The sequence below is a fragment of the Oscillospiraceae bacterium genome (assembly GCA_031265355.1).
GTDB lineage: Bacteria > Bacillota > Clostridia > Oscillospirales > UBA929 > JAIRTA01.
Map to the genome: position 1 here is coordinate 1 of JAISCT010000007.1, position 18349 is coordinate 18349.

The window sequence follows — 18349 nt, forward strand, 5'->3', positions numbered from 1 at the left end:
ACGAGGCCGGCATCCATCAGCACGGCGTCATGCAGGACAGGCGCACATACGAAATCATGACGCCCGAGTCCATCGGCCTCAGCAAGAACAACCTCGTGCTCGGCAAGCACTCGGGCAAACACGCCTTCCGCGACCGCGTGAAAACCCTCGGCTACGACTTGGACGACGTCGAGATCGAAATCGCGTTTGAAAAGTTCAAAGCCCTTGCGGACAAGAAAAAAACGGTATATGATAGGGATATTGAAGCCATCGTCGCAAAGGAAGCCGTACAGGTCCCGCGCACATACCGATTGGAAAGCTTCGTTATAAACAGCGGAAATAAAATCACATCCACGGCCGTAATCAAATTGTCGCGCGACGGAAAGACCTTCGAGAAGGTTTCGCGCGGAGAGGGTCCCGTGGACGCCGCGTTCAAGGCCGTCGAAAAGATCGTCGGACGCGAATTGACCTTGGAGGATTACAGGATCGACGCCGTTACCGAGGGCGAGGACGCCTTGGGCGACGCGCGCGTGCGCATAAAGACCGTAAACGGTTCCGAGTTTTCGGGCAGAGGGCTCTCCACCGACGTCATAGAGGCGGGCATTCACGCTTATATAAACGCTGTCAACAAGATGATGTACATCGAACGCGAGGGGCTGGATTCCAAGAAGATCAGCGCAACTCTTTAGGGCTAGTTGAGAGTTGAGAGAGGAGAGTGGAGGTAAAGACTATGGGCATGACTATGACGCAAAAGATTCTGGCGGCGCACGCGGGACTCAAACGGGTTACGGCGGGGCAGTTCATCGAGGCCAAGCTCGACATCGTTCTCGGCAACGACATCACGGGTCCGCCGGCCATCAAGGAATTTGAAAAGATGGGCGCGAGCAACGTCTTCGACGCGAACAAGGTGGTGCTCGTGCCGGATCACTTCACGCCGAACAAGGACATAAAGGCGGCCGAGCAGTGCAAGATATTGCGAGAATTCGCCGCATCGCAGGGTATCGTGAACTATTTCGAGGTCGGCGAGATGGGCATCGAACACGCGCTTCTGCCGGAAAAGGGTCTCGTCGTCGCGGGGGACGCGATAATCGGAGCGGATTCCCACACCTGCACCTACGGCGCGCTAGGCACGTTTTCCACCGGCGTGGGCAGCACCGACATGGCGGCTGGCATGGCGACGGGGCGGACTTGGTTCAAAGTGCCCGGCGCCGTCCGGGTCGTGTTCATGGGGGCGCTCGCGCGGCCGCTGTGCGGCAAGGATGTCGCCCTGCATCTCATCGGAGTGCTGGGGGTGGACGGCGCACGGTATCTGTCTCTGGAATGCGGAGGGCCGGGCGTCGCGTCCCTGTCGATGGATGATCGCTTCACGGTAGCAAACATGGCGGTCGAATGCGGGGCCAAGAATGCCCTCTTCCCTGTGGACGACACGACGAAAGCCTATCTGACGGGGCGCGTCACGCGGCCTTGGACAGCTTATATCCCCGATGCAGACGCCCTCTACGAGCAGACGATCGTCGTCGATCTGCGCGCGCTGAAACCATTGGTGGCCTGCCCACACCTGCCGTCGCGCGTGCGCCCGGTGTCGGAGCTCTCCCACGTATCCGTTTCGCAGGTGGTCATCGGCTCTTGTACCAACGGGCGGCTGGAGGATATGCGCGCGGCCGCGGAGATCCTGCGGGGCCGCCGCGTGCGCGACGGCGTGCGCTGCCTCGTGATCCCGGCCTCCCAGGAGATCTATCTGCAGTCGCTGCGGGAGGGACTGCTGGAGGTGTTTGTGGAGGCGGGCGCCGCCGTGTCGACCCCCACCTGCGGACCATGCCTCGGCGGGCATATGGGGATCCTTGACGAGGGGGAGGTATGCGTCGCCACGACGAACCGGAACTTCGTCGGGCGTATGGGGCATGTAAAATCGGAGGTGTACCTGGCCGGCCCCGCTGTGGCCGCCGCTTCCGCTGTGGCGGGGTACATTGCCGCGCCGTGACGGGAGCCGTTGCAGGAGAGATATCCGGCCGGGTTTTCGGCTGAGAGGGGACGTTTTGGCATGAGCATCTTTGTGTACGGGGACAATGTGGATACGGACGTCATCATTCCGGCGCGTTATCTGGTGCACAGCGACCCGGAGTTTCTGGCCGCCCACTGCATGGAGGACATCGACGTGGACTTTGCGGAGAGGGTGGCGCCGGGCGACATTGTGGTGGCCGGGCAAAATTTTGGTTGCGGGTCGTCCCGAGAACATGCGCCGCTGGCGCTACGCGCCTGCCGGGTGTCTTGTGTGCTCGCCAAGAGCTTTGCTCGCATCTTTTACCGCAACGCAATCAACATCGGTCTGCCCATTCTGGAGTGCCCGGAGGCCGTCGACGGGATTGCTCCGGGCGACGAGGTGACGGTGGATATCACAACGGGCCGGATCGAGAACAGGACCACCGGTCGGGTCTTTGCGGCGCGGCCTCTGCCGCCCTTTGTACAGGGTATCATCGACGCCGGCGGACTGCTGTCGTGGATCGTCCGGTCCGAGGAGGCAGGGCTCACCGGGGGGAACGCGATATGAACGGGCACATTGTGTTGCTGCCCGGCGACGGCGTCGGACCCGAGGTGATTGCGGTGTGCCGCCCGGTGCTGGAGGCGGTGGGGCGGCGTTTTGGCCACACATTCTCCTTTACGGAGGCCCCGATCGGCGGACACGCGCTGGAGACGCAGGGTGTAGCGCTGCCGGAGAAGACGGTGGCGCAGTGCCGCGCCGCCGACGCCGTGCTGTTGGGTGCCGTCGGCGGTCCCCGCTGGGACGAAAACCCGGCCCATCTGCGGCCGGAGACGGGCCTGTTGGGGCTGCGCGCCGCCCTGGCTCTGTACGCCAACCTGCGGCCGGCCGTGCTATACCCGTGTTTGCAGTCGGCCAGTCCGCTGAAACCGGAGATTTCGGGCGGGGCGTTCGACATTTTGATCGTGCGGGAACTCACGGGGGGGCTGTATTATGGTGCGCGCGGGCGCACGGAGGCTGGTGCCGTCTTCGACACGATGGTTTACTCGGAGCACGAGGTGGAGCGGGTGGGCCGGCGCGCCTTTGCGTTGGCGCGCGCACGCCGCGGCCATCTCACCAGTGTGGACAAAGCCAATGTACTGGACACCTCCCGCTTGTGGCGCGCCGTTATGCATCGGCTGCGTGCGGAGTACCCGGATGTGATGTATGAGGATATGCTGGTGGACAACGCCGCGATGCAGCTCGTACGCCGCCCCGGCGCTTTCGACGTGCTGGTCACGGAGAACATGTTTGGGGACATCCTGTCGGACGAGGCGGGCGTCATGACCGGGTCCATCGGTCTGCTGCCGTCCGCGAGCCTGGGAGAGGGCCGTTTTGGCCTGTACGAGCCGGTCCACGGCTCCGCACCGGACATCGCCGGACAGGACCGGGCCAATCCGGCGGCGGCCGTGCTCTCCTGCGCGCTGATGCTGCGCCATACCTTCGGGCTCGCGCGAGAGGCGGGCGAAGTGGAGTCGGCAGTGCTGTCGGCGGTGGCTGGGCGGTACAAGACGGCCGACCTGGCTGGGCCGGACGATACCCCGGTGGGGACCCGCGCCTTTGGGGCGCTGATTGTGGAGGTGTTAACATCATGAAAGAATGGATGAATGTGCGGGCGCTCTTTCGGGACGCGCCGGCCTACAGCGGGCAGACAGTAGCCTTGCGCGGCTGGCTGCGTACCGCGCGCGCCGGGAGGACGCTTGCATTTTTGGAGTTGGGCGACGGTTCGACGGTGCGGGCCGTGCAGGTGGTGGCCGACACGTCGCTGCCCAATTTTGCCGTGTTGTCCAAATTGGGCGTGGGCGCGGCGGTCCTCGTACGGGGAGAACTGGTGCTGACGCCGGAGGCCCGCCAGCCTTTTGAGGTCCGAGCCCGGTCTGTCGAGATCGAGGGTGTCTGTGCGCCGGACTATCCGCTCCAGAAGAAGCGCCACTCCATGGAGTACCTGCGCACGGTGGCCCATTTGCGCCCGCGCGCCCGGACGTTTCAGTCCGTCTTTCGCGTGCGCAGCGAGGCCGCCTTTGCCATACACGATTTCTTCCACCGCCGGGGTTTTGTCCTGGCTCACACGCCGATTGTCACCACCTCGGACGCCGAGGGGGCGGGAGAGATGTTTCGGGTGACGACGCTGGATCCGGACGCGCCGCCGCGGACGGCGGACGGCCGTGTAGATTTTTCGAAGGATTTCTTCGGCAAACAGACCGGTCTCACCGTGTCGGGACAGTTGGAGGCCGAGGCCTTTGCCTTGGCATTTGCGAAAACCTACACCTTCGGCCCCACTTTCCGCGCGGAAAATTCCAACACGCCGCGCCACGCCGCGGAATTTTGGATGATCGAACCGGAGATCGCCTTTGCCGATCTATGCGACGATATGCGTCTGGCCGAGGACTTGGTGAAACACATCATTGCGCATGTGCTGGAGACATGTCCGGATGAGATGGAATTTTTCAATCGGTTCATCGATTCGGCCCTGCTGGCGCGGCTCACGCTCGTGCGGGACAGCGCGTTCGGGCACATGACCTACACCGAGGCGATGGAAGCGCTGTTGCAGGCGGAGAGCCGGTTTACCTACCCGGTCTCCTGGGGCAGCGATCTGCAGACCGAGCATGAGCGGTTTTTGACGGAACAGGTGATGCAAAAGCCGGTCTTCGTCACTGACTACCCGAAGGAGATCAAGGCCTTTTACATGCGGCAAAACGACGACGGAAAGACCGTGGCGGCCATGGACCTATTGGTGCCGGCCGTGGGAGAGCTCGTCGGCGGCAGCCAGCGCGAGGAGCGCGCCGACGTGTTGACGGCGCGTATCCGGGCGCTCGGCCTTACGGAGGCGGATTACGCCTGGTACTTGGATCTGCGGCGCTTTGGAGGGGTTCGGCACGCCGGGTTCGGCTTGGGCTTTGAGCGCATGATCATGTACCTCACGGGCATGGCCAACATCCGCGATGTCGTTGCCTTTCCGCGCACCAGCGGCTCGGCGGAATTCTAAAAAATCACTGTAAAGGTAGAGCGCTTTTTACTTGTAGACCCGAGGGAGGGGCGACGATGAAGATCTTATACCTGGATTGTTTTTCCGGTATCAGCGGCGACATGACGGTGGCGGCATTGACCGATCTGGGGGCGCCGCCCGACGTCGTGGACGAGGGCTTGCGCACCCTGGGCCTGGATGGGTATCAAACGCAATGGACATCCGTACAGAAGAACGGCATCGGCGCGAGGCAGTTTACGGTGTTGCTTGAAGGCGATGAACGCGACGGCCGCGCGGCGCGCCCGCGTGACGGACACCCCGACGCGCATACGCACGGTGGCCACGGCCACGGGCACCGCACGATGGGCGACATCCGGGCGCTGCTGACGGCGTCGGCGCTGCCGCGCGCGGTGCAGGCGCGGGCGCTGTCGGTCTTCGAGGTGATCGCGCAGGCCGAGGGAGCCATCCATGGAAAACCGCCGGAGGAAGTGCACTTTCACGAGGTGGGCGCCGTCGACTCGATCGTCGACATCGTGGCCGTCGCGCTGTGTCTGGCGCATCTGGCGCCCGATGAAATTCACGTCTCCCGCCTGCGGGAGGGGCACGGTTTTGTCCTGTGCCGGCACGGGCGTATCCCGGTGCCCGCCCCGGCCACGCTGGCTATCTTGCAAGCATGTGGGGCGCCGGTGGTGTTTACGGATGTGGAGGGAGAGATGATCACGCCCACGGGCGCCGGGCTCGTGGCGGCGTTGGCCGCGCGGACGGGCGTGCCGTGCCCGGCGGGGATCGTGCGCGCCGTCGGCTACGGTGCGGGGCACAAGGACTTCGACCACCCAAACCTACTGCGCGCCGTCCTGGTGGAGACGACGGAGGAAGAAGCGGCGGCACCCGGGCGGGACACAGTATGCGAGTTGACGGCCGCGGTGGATGACGCCACGGGCGAATCGCTGGCCTATGCGGCGGAACGCCTGTGGGCCATTGGAGTAAAGGAATGTTACTTTACACCAATTACGATGAAAAAAGGACGCCCAGGCGTCCAGATCACTGTGCTGTGCGCACCGAAGGACGAGGCGGCGGCGGCGGAACTACTGTTTCGCCACACGGCCACGATCGGCCTGCGCCGGCGGCTCACGGAGCGGCATGTGATGGACCGGACGGCGCAGACGGTGGACACGCCGTACGGGCCGGTCGTCTGCAAGGTGTCGCGCCGAGGCGGCGCGGTGAAGCTCAAACCGGAGTATGAGTCCTTGCGGTCCGCCGCGCTGGCGGCGGACGCGCCGCTGCACGATGTGCGCCGCGCCGCGCTGACCGCCTGGGAGCGTACCCGCGCCGACTCTTGACTTTGCCGGGCGCATCGCATATAATATTCCCATTATTTGCGCCGCATCCCATATTGGGAGCGACAGCAAGGGGGAAGATTATGAAAAGCAAGACCCGTATCCCAGTGGGCAAGATGGTACAAATGGCCGTACTTGCCGCCATCATCGTTATCATGGCATTCACGCCGCTTGGGCTGCTGCCGATCAATCCGTTTCTGTCTCTGACGCTGCTGCCGATCCCCGTCGCCATTGGGGCGATTGTTTGCGGGCCCTCGGCGGGCGCGGTTCTGGGCGGGCTGTTCGGAGTCCTCATGTTCATCCGCGGCGCCCTCATGGGCGCCGACCTTGGGCCGCTCCTGTTTCCCATCAGTCCGGTCGCCTTCACCGTCGTCTGTGTCGTGCCGCGCATCCTAGAGGGTTGGCTCGGGGGGCTCATCTTCAAGGCGCTGAGCAAAATTGACCGCACGCGCGTCGCAAGCTATGCGGTCAGCGGATTTGCCACGGCCGCGTTCAATACGGTCTTTTTCATGGGCGGGCTCATGCTGCTGTTCTGGAACACCTTTGTCGTCGGCTATGCCGGGGAGGCGGGCGTCTCCGGAGGCGTGGCGGCGGTCGCCCTGTTTGTGATGGGCGGCGTCGCGGTGCAGGCGGTCATCGAGGCGGTGTTGTGCGCCGTTGTCAGCGGCGCTGTCAGCAAGGCGTTGGTCAGGTTCCTCCCCGGGCAAAGAAGGGAGTCATAGCCATATGCTGCTGGTTGTCGACGTCGGCAACTCCAACATCGTCTTCGGGTGCGTGCGCGGGGAGGAGATCTCCGGTATGTTTCGCATGGAGACGGACATCCACAAGACAGAGTACGAATACGCCGTCGCTATCCGGCAGATCCTCGCGCTGGACGGAATCGACGCCGGCGATTTCACGGGGGCCATCGTCTCCTCCGTCGTCCCGCCGCTCACAAACCCCGTGCGTCTGGCGGTTAAGAGGATCACGGGGTGCGACGCGCTTGTTGTCGGTGCCGGGCTGAAGACGGGGCTGAATATCCGTATCGACGACCCCGCGCAGCTCGGCAGCGATCTTGTGGCCACGGGCGTCGCGGCGTCGTCGATGTATGAGCTGCCCGTGATCATCTTCGACATGGGTACCGCCACGACGATCGGCGTTGTGGACAAGAAGGCGAATTTCATCGGCGGGGCCATCTTCCCCGGTGTCGCGCTGTCGATAGACGCGCTCGTAAGCAGCACGTCACAGCTCCCCAAGGTGCCCATCGAGGCGCCGGCCCGAGGCATCTCGACGAACACGATCGACTGCATGAAGAGCGGCGCGATTTTTGGCACGGCTGCGATGATGGACGGCATGATTGACCGTTTTGAGAAGGAGCTCGGCATGCCTGCGCGCGTGGTCGCAACCGGTGGACTCTCCGCCCGTGTGGTACCCTACTGCCGCCATGCGATCGTCCACGACGAGACGCTCCTATTGCGGGGGCTGAGGATTTTGTACGAAAAGAATCGGAAGCAGTGACCGAATCAACTCAATTGCGAGGTTTCACAAATTTTTACAATTCTCGGGAAAAAGCTTGCTTTTTCCCGAGAATTGGTATATAATAGGACTGCAAGATATATATAATATATTTGACTAATTGTAGGCAAAAATTACTTTTAAAATGGTCAAAATACCGAAGAACCACAGAGAGCGTAGTATATCAGGTGAACGCGAGCCTCTTGACTGGCCAGCAAGATGGTTTTGTGGTGCCTTGATATAAATGCAAATGCAAAAGAAAGGAGGAAGAATGATGGAGGCTCTGACTCCGAAAGGGTTCAAGTTACTTAGCGACGAGGAGATGCTCGCGGTGGATGGCGGTGGTATTATTACCGGCATTTTGGGTGGCCTCGTTGCCGCTGTGGGAGTGGGTCTGCAGGTTGTTAGTGTTGTTGTCTCCGGACTTACGACCGTTGCCGGCGTACTCTTAGGATTGTTTGGTATCGTGTGATTTTAATTGGCACAAACCGACCCAAAACACCTCTTTTCTATCGTCTTTTTACAAAAGTTGATGGGGAAGAGGTGTTCTTGGGTGTTTTAAGGAACACCAGCCCGCATCAAAAGAAGTCACATATTTGGGGAATAATTACAAAATAGGCGGCCATGAAGTTTTGTAGAAAGAGCTTGCTTTTTTTCGAACACTGATATATAATGATGGTAGAAAATGTATATGATGTTTTCAACTAATTTAAAACAAAAAATAGTTGAAAAATTGATTAAAATAGAGAAAACATGCCAGATAGAAATGGCATCCTGTGTAAACATGGGGTGTGTATTGGGTGAACGCAGCATCTTGACTGGCCAGCAAGATGGATTTGCGATAAATGTAAAAAAGGAGGAAGAATGATGGAAGCTTTGACGCCGAAGGGATTCGCGTTACTCAGCGACGAGGAGATGTTCGCGGTGGATGGCGGCGGTGTTGTCACTGAGGTTTTTGATGGCATCGTTGCCGTTGTGGAAGCTGTGACGATTCTGGGTGTACAGGCTTTTGCTGCCGTTCTCACCGGGATCGTGACGGTTGCCAACTTGTTCGCTGGATTGTTTGGTCGGTAATTTTTTGGTTTGATGCCCCGCAGTCTTTGTTGCGGAGAGGTCTTCATCCAATATCAACCAACCCAAAACACCTCTTTTCCATTGTCTTTTGCATCGAAAGTTGATGGGGAGGGGGTGTTGTTGGGTATTTCAAGGAACTCCGTTCCCTATCAAAGGATCAGCGGAAAGTGAGAGGAAGCTCGCCATGCCCCGCTACACCTGTATCAAGCAATACGACATCACCGACTGTGGCGCGGCCTGCCTTGCCACGATCGCCAAGCAACATGGCCTGAAAATCCCCATCACCCGCATCCGGGAAGTGGCCGGAACCGACAAGAGGGGCACCAATGTTTATGGGATGGTCAAAGCCGCTGAGCGGTTGGGCTTCTCTGCGAAGGGCGTTAAAGGAGATAGGGAGGCCTTTTTCTCCCCGTTCCCGTTGCCATGTATTGCGCATGTCATTGTAGACGGCGCGTTGCTTCACTATGTGGTCATACATAAGATCACCAAAAGGCAGGTCGTTCTTGCTGATCCCGCCAAGGGGTTACGCGAGCTCGCGCCGGAGGAATTTTTTAAAGAGTGGACGGGTGTACTCATCCTCATGGCGCCCGCACAAAAGTTTGAAAAAGGCGACCAGACGAAAAGCATTTGGTCGCGTTTTTTTCGTCTGCTGATTCCTCAGAAATCGCTGTTAATCAATATCTTTTTCGCTTCGCTGGTGTATACAATCCTCGGCATCGGAGCCTCTTTTTATTTCAAAATCATGATGGACGAAATCTTACCAAATTTGCTGGAGCGCAGTTTAACCATCATTTCCATCGGCGTCATTGCGCTGTATCTGTTTCAAAGCTTGTTGGGTGCCTTTCGATCTCATATGTTGCTCTATATGAGTCAAAAACTGGACATTAACCTGATCTTAGGCTATTATTCTCATGTACTGAAACTGCCAATGAATTTTTTCGGCACCCGCAAGATAGGCGAGATTGTTTCCCGGTTTATGGATGCCTCTAAGGTGCGCGAGGCCATCTCGGGCGCGACACTGACCATCATGATCGACACTCTTATGGCGATCGGCGGCGGCGTTATTTTATATATGCAGAACAGCACCATGTTTGTCGTCGCCGCGATTGTGGTGGTTTTATATGGCGTGATTGTGTTTTCTTTCAACAAGCCTTTGCAAAAAGTCAACCGAAAAAGCATGGAAGAAAACGCACAGCTGACTTCGTTTCTAGTCGAATCTCTCAATGGGATCGAAACTGTAAAAGCTTTTAACTCTGAGCGTTCGGCCAACATTGAGACCGAGAGAAAATTCGTCAAACTACAGCGCACAGTGTTTCATAATGGCCTGCTGAACAATATCTCCGGCTCGCTCTCCGGTTTTGTTTCCTCGGTGGGCGGCGTGGTGATCCTCTGGGTGGGCGCGTCGTTTGTCATTCGGGGCGAGCTGTCCATTGGCCAGTTGCTGACGTTCAACGCCCTGCTCGTGTACTTCCTAGATCCGGTGAAAAATCTGATCAATCTTCAGCCAACAATGCAAACCGCCATTGTCGCGTCCGACCGATTGGGTGAGATCCTCGACCTGGAGCTGGAAAAGACCGACGGCGAGGACAAAAAAATCCAGCCGGTTTCTCTGCGCGAGCCGATCCGGATTGAGGAGCTGGATTTCCGCTATGGGACAAGAAATCTCGTCTTACAGGACATCAACCTGCACATAAACCCGGGGGAAAAGATTGCCCTTGTCGGGGAGAGCGGCTCCGGCAAGACGACGCTGGTGAAGCTGCTGCTGAATTTCTATCCCTGGGAAAAGGGTGAGATCCTGATCGGCCCCTACAACATCCAGGACATTCAGCTGGAGTGGCTGCGCGAGCGCATCGCGTATATCTCACAGGACGTATTTTTGTTCAGCGGCACGATCTTTGAAAACCTGACGCTGGGCCTTCCGGACCCCACGATGGAGGAAGTCGTCCGGGTGGCGACGATGACCTGCGCCCACGATTTTATCAACACGTTTCCGCTCCGCTATGACACGATGCTGGAAGAAAATGGATCTAACCTCTCGGGCGGGCAGAAGCAGCGGCTGGCCATCACCCGCGCTTTGCTCAAAAGGCCGGATGTCCTGATCATGGACGAGGCCACCAGCAACCTGGACAGCATCACCGAGAAGGCCATCGGGCGCATGATTGACGAGCAGACCCAGGGCATCACCACGCTGATCATCGCCCACCGCCTGAGCACCATCATGCGGTGCGACAGGATTTACATCATGGACGACGGGCATTTTGTGGAGAGCGGCACGCATGCCGAACTGATGGCGCGGCGGGGCGTGTATTACCGGCTCTGGAAGGAACAGCTCCCCGACGTGTCGGGGGGAGGCGTGCTATGAAGAAGTCGACGATTTTAGAACTGAAGGACATGTCGGACAGCCGCGAGGTGCTGTCCGAACGGCCCCATCGGTTTGTGAGATGGTTTGGATACGGTTTGATCGTGCTGATCGCGGCGGCGCTGGTCTGGGCGTTTTGGGGGCGCATCGATTCCTATGTCAAGGCCCAGGGTGAGGTGCGGCCCAATGAATCGGTCAGCGTCGTCCGCAACACCGTCACCGGGCGGGTGCTGGAGGCCAATCTGTCCGAGGGCCAGCGTGTGAAGAAGGGCGACCTGCTGTTCTCCATGGAGGTGGAGACCCAGTTGAACACCGCCGCCGTGCTGGAGCGCCAGGTCGCGTCGGTCAATCAGGAGATGGCCAATCTGGAGAAGTACCGGACCAGCATCATGCAGGATGAAAACCTCTTCGATGAGAACGACCCGGACGAGGTGGACTACTACTATCGCTATCAAAAGTATGTCGTCGACCGGGACGTCTCCGTGGAGCAGATGAAGAACACCAATCTGGACTTTGTCAGGCTCAAAAATGACGCGCAGATCTCGGAGAGCAACGCGCGCGGCAACAGGGAGCGCATTGAAAACGAGATCTCGCATTTGCAGCTGTTGCTGCGCTCCCTGGACGAGGGGAAAAATCTGGTCCCGGAGAGCGACGCCAAGACATACGGCAGTTTTGTCGACTATCAATTGAGCCTGGCCCGTTACGCCGCAGTGATCGAGACGCAGCAGGCGCAGAGGGACAGGGCGGAGGCGCTGTACGCCGTGGGCGGCGTCTCCCTGCGGGAGTTGGAGACGGCGCGGTACGAGCTGGACTCCGCCATCAAAGAGCGCGACAAATACCAAAATGAGTTTCGGTTGAACGTCAACCAGAGCCTGGAGTCTTTGAACAAAAACGCCAATGATCTGACGGCCACCATCCAGAGCGCCAACGCCGTGTTCACCGCCTATGCCGACCGCGGCTACAGCGAGGAACTGATCGCCGAAAAGAGCAAGCTGGACGCGCTCGCGAGCATTGCCGACACGCTGTTCAACTTACAGAGCAACGCGGATGCGCTGCAAAAGGATTTGCGGGACATCCAGCTCAGCATTTCGGAGGCGCATGTGATCGCGCCGATCGACGGGGCGATCAGCTTGAACAGCGAGATCAACGTGGGGGACTTTCTGCAAAGCGGCGCGGAGATCGCCACCATCATACCGGGGACCAACGGGGAGCTCAAGGTGGTGCTGGCCGTTTCCAACGCGGACATTGCCGACATCAAAGAGGGGCAGCTGGTGCACTATCGTTTCAGCGCCCTGCCCTTCCAGGAATACGGGGAACTGGAGGGCAATGTCACGAAGATCGCCACCGATTCCCGCAGCAACAACGCCGGGCAGAGCTATTACCTGGTGGAGGCCGAACTGCCGGACACCGTGCTGGTCGGGCGGGACGGCGCGCCAGAATCCATCAAGGTGGGCATGACGGTGGAGGCCCGTGTCATCACCAAGAATGTGCGGATTATCCACTGGGTATTGGAGAAATTGAATTTTATCGACGGGTAGGGGTATGGTGTGAAAAAGTATCAGCTGTTTGGCGGTTTGGTTATGGTGGTCGTCTTGTCCGGTCTGCTGGTGTCGGCGGCGCAGGATACGCCGGATGCACAGGATGCATCGGATGTGGCTGTGCAGGAAAACGTCGGGCTGACGGAACTGATGAGCGGGCTGAAAGCGCCGCTTTCGGTCAATTCTCTGAAGGCGCAGGCCGATGTGTACGACGCGCAGCAGTCGGAATTGGACATACAGCGCCGCGAATTGGACAGGCAGTTTATCGCGCTGGACGCGCAGGAGAAGAGCATCAGCATCCAGGAGGGACTGATCCCTTTGCAAATTCATCAGGAGAACTATGCGGCGCGGTATCAGCTGCAAACGGCGTATTACAACGTCTGTCTTCTGATCGAAAACGACGTGCAGCTGGCGCGGCAGCTTGAACTGATGGACAAACAGATTGAGGTGGAGGCGACAAAGCTGTCGCTGGGGATGAGCACCCAAAACGCCGTCGATCTGCTGCGGTCCTCCCGGGAGGCGATTTCTCAGAGCAGGGCGGCGAATCAGGCGCAGATCGACTACGAAAAGTCGGCTGTTTCGCTCAAGGTGAGCGCCTCCGAATCGCGTCCGGTTATCTTTAGCATCCCCGATACGATCGGCGGCGGCAGCACGTATCAGCTTGAAGATTTACAGGAGCGCCTGGTCGCGAACAATCTCAACATCAAGGAACAGGAGGCGGCGGCGTCCGCGTATCATGAGACGGAAAATTCGCTCAAAAACCTGTTGGGTTCCGGCAACGCCTATTACTTAGAGGCGGCAGCGCAGTACAACCTTGCGATCGCGCAGAGGGACGACTACAAAAGTCAACTTCTCCTGTACGCAAACGGCAAGTACAGCGCCTATGCGAAGGCCGAGGCGCAGTACCAGGCCGCGATTGCCAGCCGCGCATCCCTGCTGGATCAACTGGAAATTTTTGACAATATGTACACCAAGGGGGAGATCAGCGAACTGGAATGTCTGGCGAGCCAATATGAGGTGCACAAGAGTTTGCTGGAGATCAAAACGGCGGTTGTCGCCAAGGCCAACAGCCTGATGGAACTGGACCTGACGGCGAACGGGATTGTGCTGAGCTGATGCGGGATGAGGTACATGGTTGCGACAAGGGCGCGGGGGGGCTGACGGTGAGACGGATCATGATTGTGGGGGTGCTTATGGCTACGCTGATGTCGGCCCTGTATGGCTGCGATGCCGTAGATAAGAAAGCCACGGAGCCCATTTTAACCGCTTTGGCTGCAAAATACGGACAGTCCTTCACGGTATATGCGCTTGGCGACCGCATTGGCAGGGATACCGCCACGGCGTATGTTTTCTCTGATGACGACCCCACTCTGCTGTTTACAGCACGGGTCAGTCGCGAAGGAACACTGACTTTTGAGAACTATGCTTACAGAAAGCTGTGCCGTAAAATCGAGAATATCACGTCAGACATTTTTGCGCAATACGGCTTCAAGGCTTCGTGCTACGCCACACTATTTGGCACGTCTGCCGACGATGTGACGCAAGTTGAAATCGACCTGCAAGACTATCTCAACGAGACAAAGCCCGAGGCGGTTTCGTTGTCCATTGCCATCGAAGAACATGAGTTGGTCATTGCTACACTGGAACAGGTGTATGGCGAAATCTACGCCGAGCTTCAACACACGACCGTCGGCAGTACATTGCATGTATTATCAGAAGCGGATTACGAAGCGGTCAATCAACAAATTCAGCTTGAGACACAACTCTTCGACGCAAGCAGGCTTAAAATGTTTGGAGCATCAGGAGACATCCGGGAGATACAACTGAAATACGACGCCGATGGTTTGACGAGTACAACCGATGATCGCTTTGAGACAATAGAAAACAAAGCTCACGGATTGTAGGAGGTTGATGTTATAACGCGGCTCAACCGCCACGCCTCTCGGATTACGGGCGAAAGTTAAATGAAAAAACGGTCCCCGAACACCAGTCGATGCTGTTGGAGGTGAAGCATGAAAGAATTACTGCAGAGAAAGCCAACCCGGTTGAAAAGTTATGATTACAACCGCAACGGTGCGTATTTTGTGACGATATGCGTAAAAGACCGTGCGGAATTGTTGTGCACCATTGAACCTGCACAGGACACGGACCCGCATACCACCGTCCTCGTAGGGGGCGGCGTCCTCGACGCCCCGCCGCGTGTCCCAGATGCTCCACGTTGCAAATTGACGCCATACGGCGATATCGTGGCAAAGAAAATAGAAAACTTTGAGAAACTTGAGACCAATTATAAGGAAACTGTCCAATGTGAAAATAATTCTGATGATATATCCACGTGGAGGTACTTGGGGGAATGGTATTGTGCGTATAGCCATCTGTGACGACGACCAACGGGAAAGAGATACTGTCGAGCGGCTTGTCTTGGGATATGAAAAAACATACCCCGAGGTTCCATTTCATATCTCCGCCTTTGACAGTGGTGAAGCATTGTTGGCGGTTTATCGTGACGGTACGAATTTTGATATGTTGTTTCTTGACATTCAAATGAAAGATATTGATGGTATACAAACCGCACAGGAAATTCGAAAGACCAATCAACATGCTATCATTTTTTTCATCACTGGATTTACGCAGTATATCAGCGCCGCTTTTACCCTGAACGCCTTTCAGTTTATCGTCAAACCGGTCAAAAAAGATATGTTTGACCGTGAGTTCCGCCGCGCATTAAAAAAGCATTTTATGGGACATAAGAAATATATTGTTGAGAGTGATGCCAGAACGATTGCGTTGGAGATCAAAGACATTGTTTATATGGAAAGTTTGGATCACTATATTGCTGTACATACGGAACGAAATGAATATATAAAGCGCGGACAGCTGAACGGTGAAGAAAAGGCGCTTGTTCCCTATGGATTTGTACGCACACATCGCAAATATCTTGTGAATATGGCCTATATTTTTGAAATCACGCAAAATGACATGGTGCTGAAGAGCGGGGATCATCTACAACTCAGTGCGAGGAAGCACAGCGAGGTTATGAATAGCTTTAATCATTTTTTAGCGGGGCATTCATTATGTTCGGATTGAAATTGATTGTTGATGTTTTTGGTGTTCTTTGTGAACTTGTGATTATCAGATATTTTTTCACAAGTCTGATGGACAAACCAATTGTATCGGCAGATTTTTTTTATATCATCAATGGCGCCTGCCTGATCCTATTATCAATCACCACATTGATACCGGATTTTCAATGGGTTGCGCTATTTTCCAATTTTGCATTGATTTATTCGCTCTCATTTCTGTTTCGTAAGAAGTGGTATGTGAAAATCTTTTTCAGTGTCATATTGTATATTCTATTCGCTTTTTCAGAAGCCATTGTTGGTGCATTGTCGGTTTTGATTACAAACATTGATATCGGAAATGTGCAGGATGATTTTTTGGTATATACAATGGGTTTGTTGGCTTCCAAATTACTGGTATTCTTCTTCATAAAAATTATCGGCTATCTAAGACCCGGTGTCTATAAAAACATGCCTCTCAAAGTTTTCTTGGGGTTGATGCTCACACCGATTTCCAGCATAGTGGCTATATATACAATTGGGATAAATCTCCAGCACTATGAAGGATGGCAGATCATGATGCTCGTATTGTCATCGGCTATTTTATTATGTATATCTAATTTTTTCGTATTTTATCTCTTTGAAAATCAAATGGAAAGTGAGCAAACAAAGGCAAAACTCGTCTTTGCCGAAAAACAAATTAGTTTACAGATAAATTACTATAAAGATATGAGTCAGCGACAATCTGAAATTCGCAAATTATCCCATGATATGAAACATTATCTGTCTGGGTTGCTGGGTTTTATACAAGAGGAGAACTGGAGTGAGGCCAAGCTGCATATAGAACGCGCTGTCGCAGATTTGGCGGATTCTGACAGTGTGTTTGATACTGGACATCCTGCTGTGGATGCTATTCTGCGATTGAAAAAGAAACGTATGGATAGTCTAAACATACGGTTCGATTCATATATAGCTTTGCCAAAACAGATCTCCGTGGATGTATTGGATCTATGTGTTATCTTAGGGAATGGGTTGGATAACGCAATGGAAGCATGTGAAAAGCTATCAGATGAACAAGAGCGGTATATCCGACTTGCGGTGAGATTACAAACAAAATATATTTCCATCGCCATTGAAAACCCAACAGACAAATTGGAAAAATATAACAAATCAATGAGGACAACAAAATCTGATCATTTTTATCACGGATTGGGATTGGAGAGTATCCGGTCTTTGACGGATAAATACGACGGCAGCCTCAGCATAGACGCCGCCAACCATGTTTTTAAGTTGGCCGTTATGGTAAAAAATGGATGATAATCGGTCGTGATGTCTTTGCCTCCCGCGTGTGACAATAATAGAATAACCTATGGGAGGCGGAACAGAAACTGTTTCCGCCTCCCGTCACAATATAAATATTCCGCCTCGGCCGTATCAGTACGGTGTGAATGTGATCGTCCTGGTATACACAGATGTCAGGTCGCCGCGGTTTTCGGTGCGAAACTCATACTTGCCCAAACCGAGCACTGTCATCTCTATATGAGGGTATTCTCCTTCAATAACAAGACTAGCCTTTGTTTCAAGAAGAATTTCCCCAAAACCGGCGTCCGACAGCGGCTCCTCAGGCGGCGTCTCTGTCTCCGTCCCAACGGGTGAGTGGTCTTCAGATGGGGAGTTGGCAACGTTCGTCGCGTCCATCCTCGGAAGGCGACGACTCCGTCTCAGGCGGCAAAGATACCTGCCCATCGCCGGACGCACCGGTGCGAGACGCCGGAATCTCGGCGCAGGCGGCCAACATGACCAGCAGTATATAGAGCAGCAGGGTTCCCGCGCACACCCGTGCCTCTCTGCGTCCAGTCCGGCGGATACGCCTTCGCATGGCTGCGGATCCCCTTGTCATCCTCATATCTCCTATCTTGTGGGTTCTGTGTCCCACTGCTTTGCGCGGTGTTACCGTTCCTATCTTATCACCTGTCCGATCCCCCTGTCAATGAGGATCGCCACGATGAAACTAAAAAAGACCGGCGAAATTCCCCTGTCATGTCGGTGGTGCTGGCTGCCGAGGGGATGGTCCTTTTTATGTCCAATTCGATCATTGATATTACGTTCACGACGAATTCGGCTACGCTCACGACAAAGTTGTTGACGACTCATGTCGAGATATGATAAAGTCGGAGCAGTAATAGAGAGGCGATCCGATTGCTGTGTGAAAACATCAACTACCCGCGCTGAAGCAAAAAAGGGCAGCCTTCCCCTATGTGAAGACGGAATTGATGATATATCGCAGTCAGAATCATTTGTGCGATAGCGATAATCGCCTGTTTTTTGTTGCGGCGCTTGGAAGTCCGCTCATATTTAACGCGATAGCAGGACGTTTTCGTGGATTTCACGGCGGCGTGCGCGATCTGAACTAGTGTACTGTATCATTGATATCCACGCATACTATTTTCCGCTAATTCTACGCTATAGGGTTGGCCCAAACTTAGGATACAAGGATATCAATCTCTTGCGTGAATCCTTAGTTCTG

The 18349-nt window shown here is 55.8% G+C and carries 19 protein-coding genes and 1 pseudogene; 18 read left to right on the forward strand and 2 right to left on the reverse strand.

The features are described 5' to 3' along the window. From LBK75_00920 to LBK75_01005, 18 genes are all read left to right on the forward strand, one after another. A partial coding sequence (locus tag LBK75_00920) for a 2-isopropylmalate synthase (protein ID MDR1156859.1) occupies window positions 1-668 on the forward strand: 668 nt, incomplete at its 5' end. A gap of 41 nt (window positions 669-709) precedes the next feature. Then, a complete protein-coding gene (leuC, locus tag LBK75_00925; protein MDR1156860.1) occupies window positions 710-1960 on the forward strand; it encodes a 3-isopropylmalate dehydratase large subunit in 1251 nt (416 codons plus the stop codon). A gap of 60 nt (window positions 1961-2020) precedes the next feature. Continuing rightward, a complete protein-coding gene (locus tag LBK75_00930; protein ID MDR1156861.1) occupies window positions 2021-2527 on the forward strand; it encodes a 3-isopropylmalate dehydratase small subunit in 507 nt (168 codons plus the stop codon). Further along, entirely contained in the window at window positions 2524-3591 is a 1068-nt protein-coding gene (gene leuB / locus LBK75_00935; protein ID MDR1156862.1) for a 3-isopropylmalate dehydrogenase, read from the forward strand. Before LBK75_00930 ends, leuB begins: the two co-directional genes overlap by 4 nt. Beyond that, window positions 3588-4982: an asparagine--tRNA ligase gene (asnS, locus tag LBK75_00940; protein MDR1156863.1), complete on the forward strand. Its 1395-nt coding sequence runs from the start codon at window positions 3588-3590 to the stop codon at window positions 4980-4982. The genes leuB and asnS overlap by 4 nt, the downstream gene beginning before the upstream one ends. Window positions 4983-5038: 56 nt before the next feature. Then, on the forward strand, window positions 5039-6301 hold the full coding sequence (larC, locus tag LBK75_00945) for a nickel pincer cofactor biosynthesis protein LarC (GenBank protein ID MDR1156864.1): 1263 nt from the start codon (window positions 5039-5041) through the stop codon (window positions 6299-6301). A gap of 80 nt (window positions 6302-6381) precedes the next feature. Next, window positions 6382-7020, forward strand: coding sequence for an ECF transporter S component (locus LBK75_00950; protein MDR1156865.1), 639 nt, complete (start codon window positions 6382-6384; stop codon window positions 7018-7020). Window positions 7021-7024: 4 nt separating this feature from the next. Beyond that, window positions 7025-7795 (forward strand): type III pantothenate kinase, encoded by a 771-nt coding sequence (locus LBK75_00955; protein ID MDR1156866.1) that lies wholly within the window; start codon window positions 7025-7027, stop codon window positions 7793-7795. Window positions 7796-8066: 271 nt separating this feature from the next. Beyond that, the gene (locus LBK75_00960; GenBank protein MDR1156867.1) at window positions 8067-8264 is read left to right on the forward strand and encodes a hypothetical protein; all 198 of its coding nucleotides are present in this window, start codon (window positions 8067-8069) and stop codon (window positions 8262-8264) included. A 213-nt stretch (window positions 8265-8477) separates the two neighbouring features. Further along, window positions 8478-8660 carry a hypothetical protein gene (locus tag LBK75_00965; protein ID MDR1156868.1) on the forward strand — a complete coding sequence of 61 codons (183 nt, stop codon included), beginning with the start codon at window positions 8478-8480 and terminating at the stop codon, window positions 8658-8660. Next, the gene (locus LBK75_00970; GenBank protein ID MDR1156869.1) at window positions 8660-8866 is read left to right on the forward strand and encodes a hypothetical protein; all 207 of its coding nucleotides are present in this window, start codon (window positions 8660-8662) and stop codon (window positions 8864-8866) included. The genes LBK75_00965 and LBK75_00970 overlap by 1 nt, the downstream gene beginning before the upstream one ends. Window positions 8867-9050: 184 nt before the next feature. Continuing rightward, on the forward strand, window positions 9051-11228 hold the full coding sequence (locus LBK75_00975; protein MDR1156870.1) for a peptidase domain-containing ABC transporter: 2178 nt from the start codon (window positions 9051-9053) through the stop codon (window positions 11226-11228). Further along, the gene (locus tag LBK75_00980; protein MDR1156871.1) at window positions 11225-12763 is read left to right on the forward strand and encodes an HlyD family secretion protein; all 1539 of its coding nucleotides are present in this window, start codon (window positions 11225-11227) and stop codon (window positions 12761-12763) included. Before LBK75_00975 ends, LBK75_00980 begins: the two co-directional genes overlap by 4 nt. A gap of 9 nt (window positions 12764-12772) precedes the next feature. Beyond that, complete coding sequence (locus LBK75_00985; GenBank protein MDR1156872.1) at window positions 12773-13879, forward strand: hypothetical protein; 1107 nt, start codon at window positions 12773-12775, stop codon at window positions 13877-13879. Between the two features lie 47 nt (window positions 13880-13926). Next, on the forward strand, window positions 13927-14667 hold the full coding sequence (locus tag LBK75_00990; GenBank protein MDR1156873.1) for a hypothetical protein: 741 nt from the start codon (window positions 13927-13929) through the stop codon (window positions 14665-14667). 108 nt (window positions 14668-14775) lie between these two features. Further along, complete coding sequence (locus tag LBK75_00995; protein ID MDR1156874.1) at window positions 14776-15144, forward strand: hypothetical protein; 369 nt, start codon at window positions 14776-14778, stop codon at window positions 15142-15144. Beyond that, window positions 15125-15850: a LytTR family DNA-binding domain-containing protein gene (locus tag LBK75_01000; GenBank protein ID MDR1156875.1), complete on the forward strand. Its 726-nt coding sequence runs from the start codon at window positions 15125-15127 to the stop codon at window positions 15848-15850. Before LBK75_00995 ends, LBK75_01000 begins: the two co-directional genes overlap by 20 nt. Next, window positions 15838-17139, forward strand: a complete 1302-nt coding sequence (locus tag LBK75_01005; protein MDR1156876.1) for a GHKL domain-containing protein — start codon at window positions 15838-15840, stop codon at window positions 17137-17139. The genes LBK75_01000 and LBK75_01005 overlap by 13 nt, the downstream gene beginning before the upstream one ends. A gap of 346 nt (window positions 17140-17485) precedes the next feature. On the opposite strand, the gene LBK75_01010 is transcribed toward LBK75_01005, so the two are convergent. Both LBK75_01010 and LBK75_01015 read right to left on the reverse strand, forming a co-directional pair. Continuing rightward, on the reverse strand, window positions 17486-17701 hold the full coding sequence (locus LBK75_01010) for a hypothetical protein (GenBank protein ID MDR1156877.1): 216 nt from the start codon (window positions 17699-17701) through the stop codon (window positions 17486-17488). Window positions 17702-18098: 397 nt separating this feature from the next. After that, window positions 18099-18236 (reverse strand): annotated as a pseudogene (locus LBK75_01015) (IS110 family transposase). Window positions 18237-18349 lie beyond the last annotated feature (113 nt).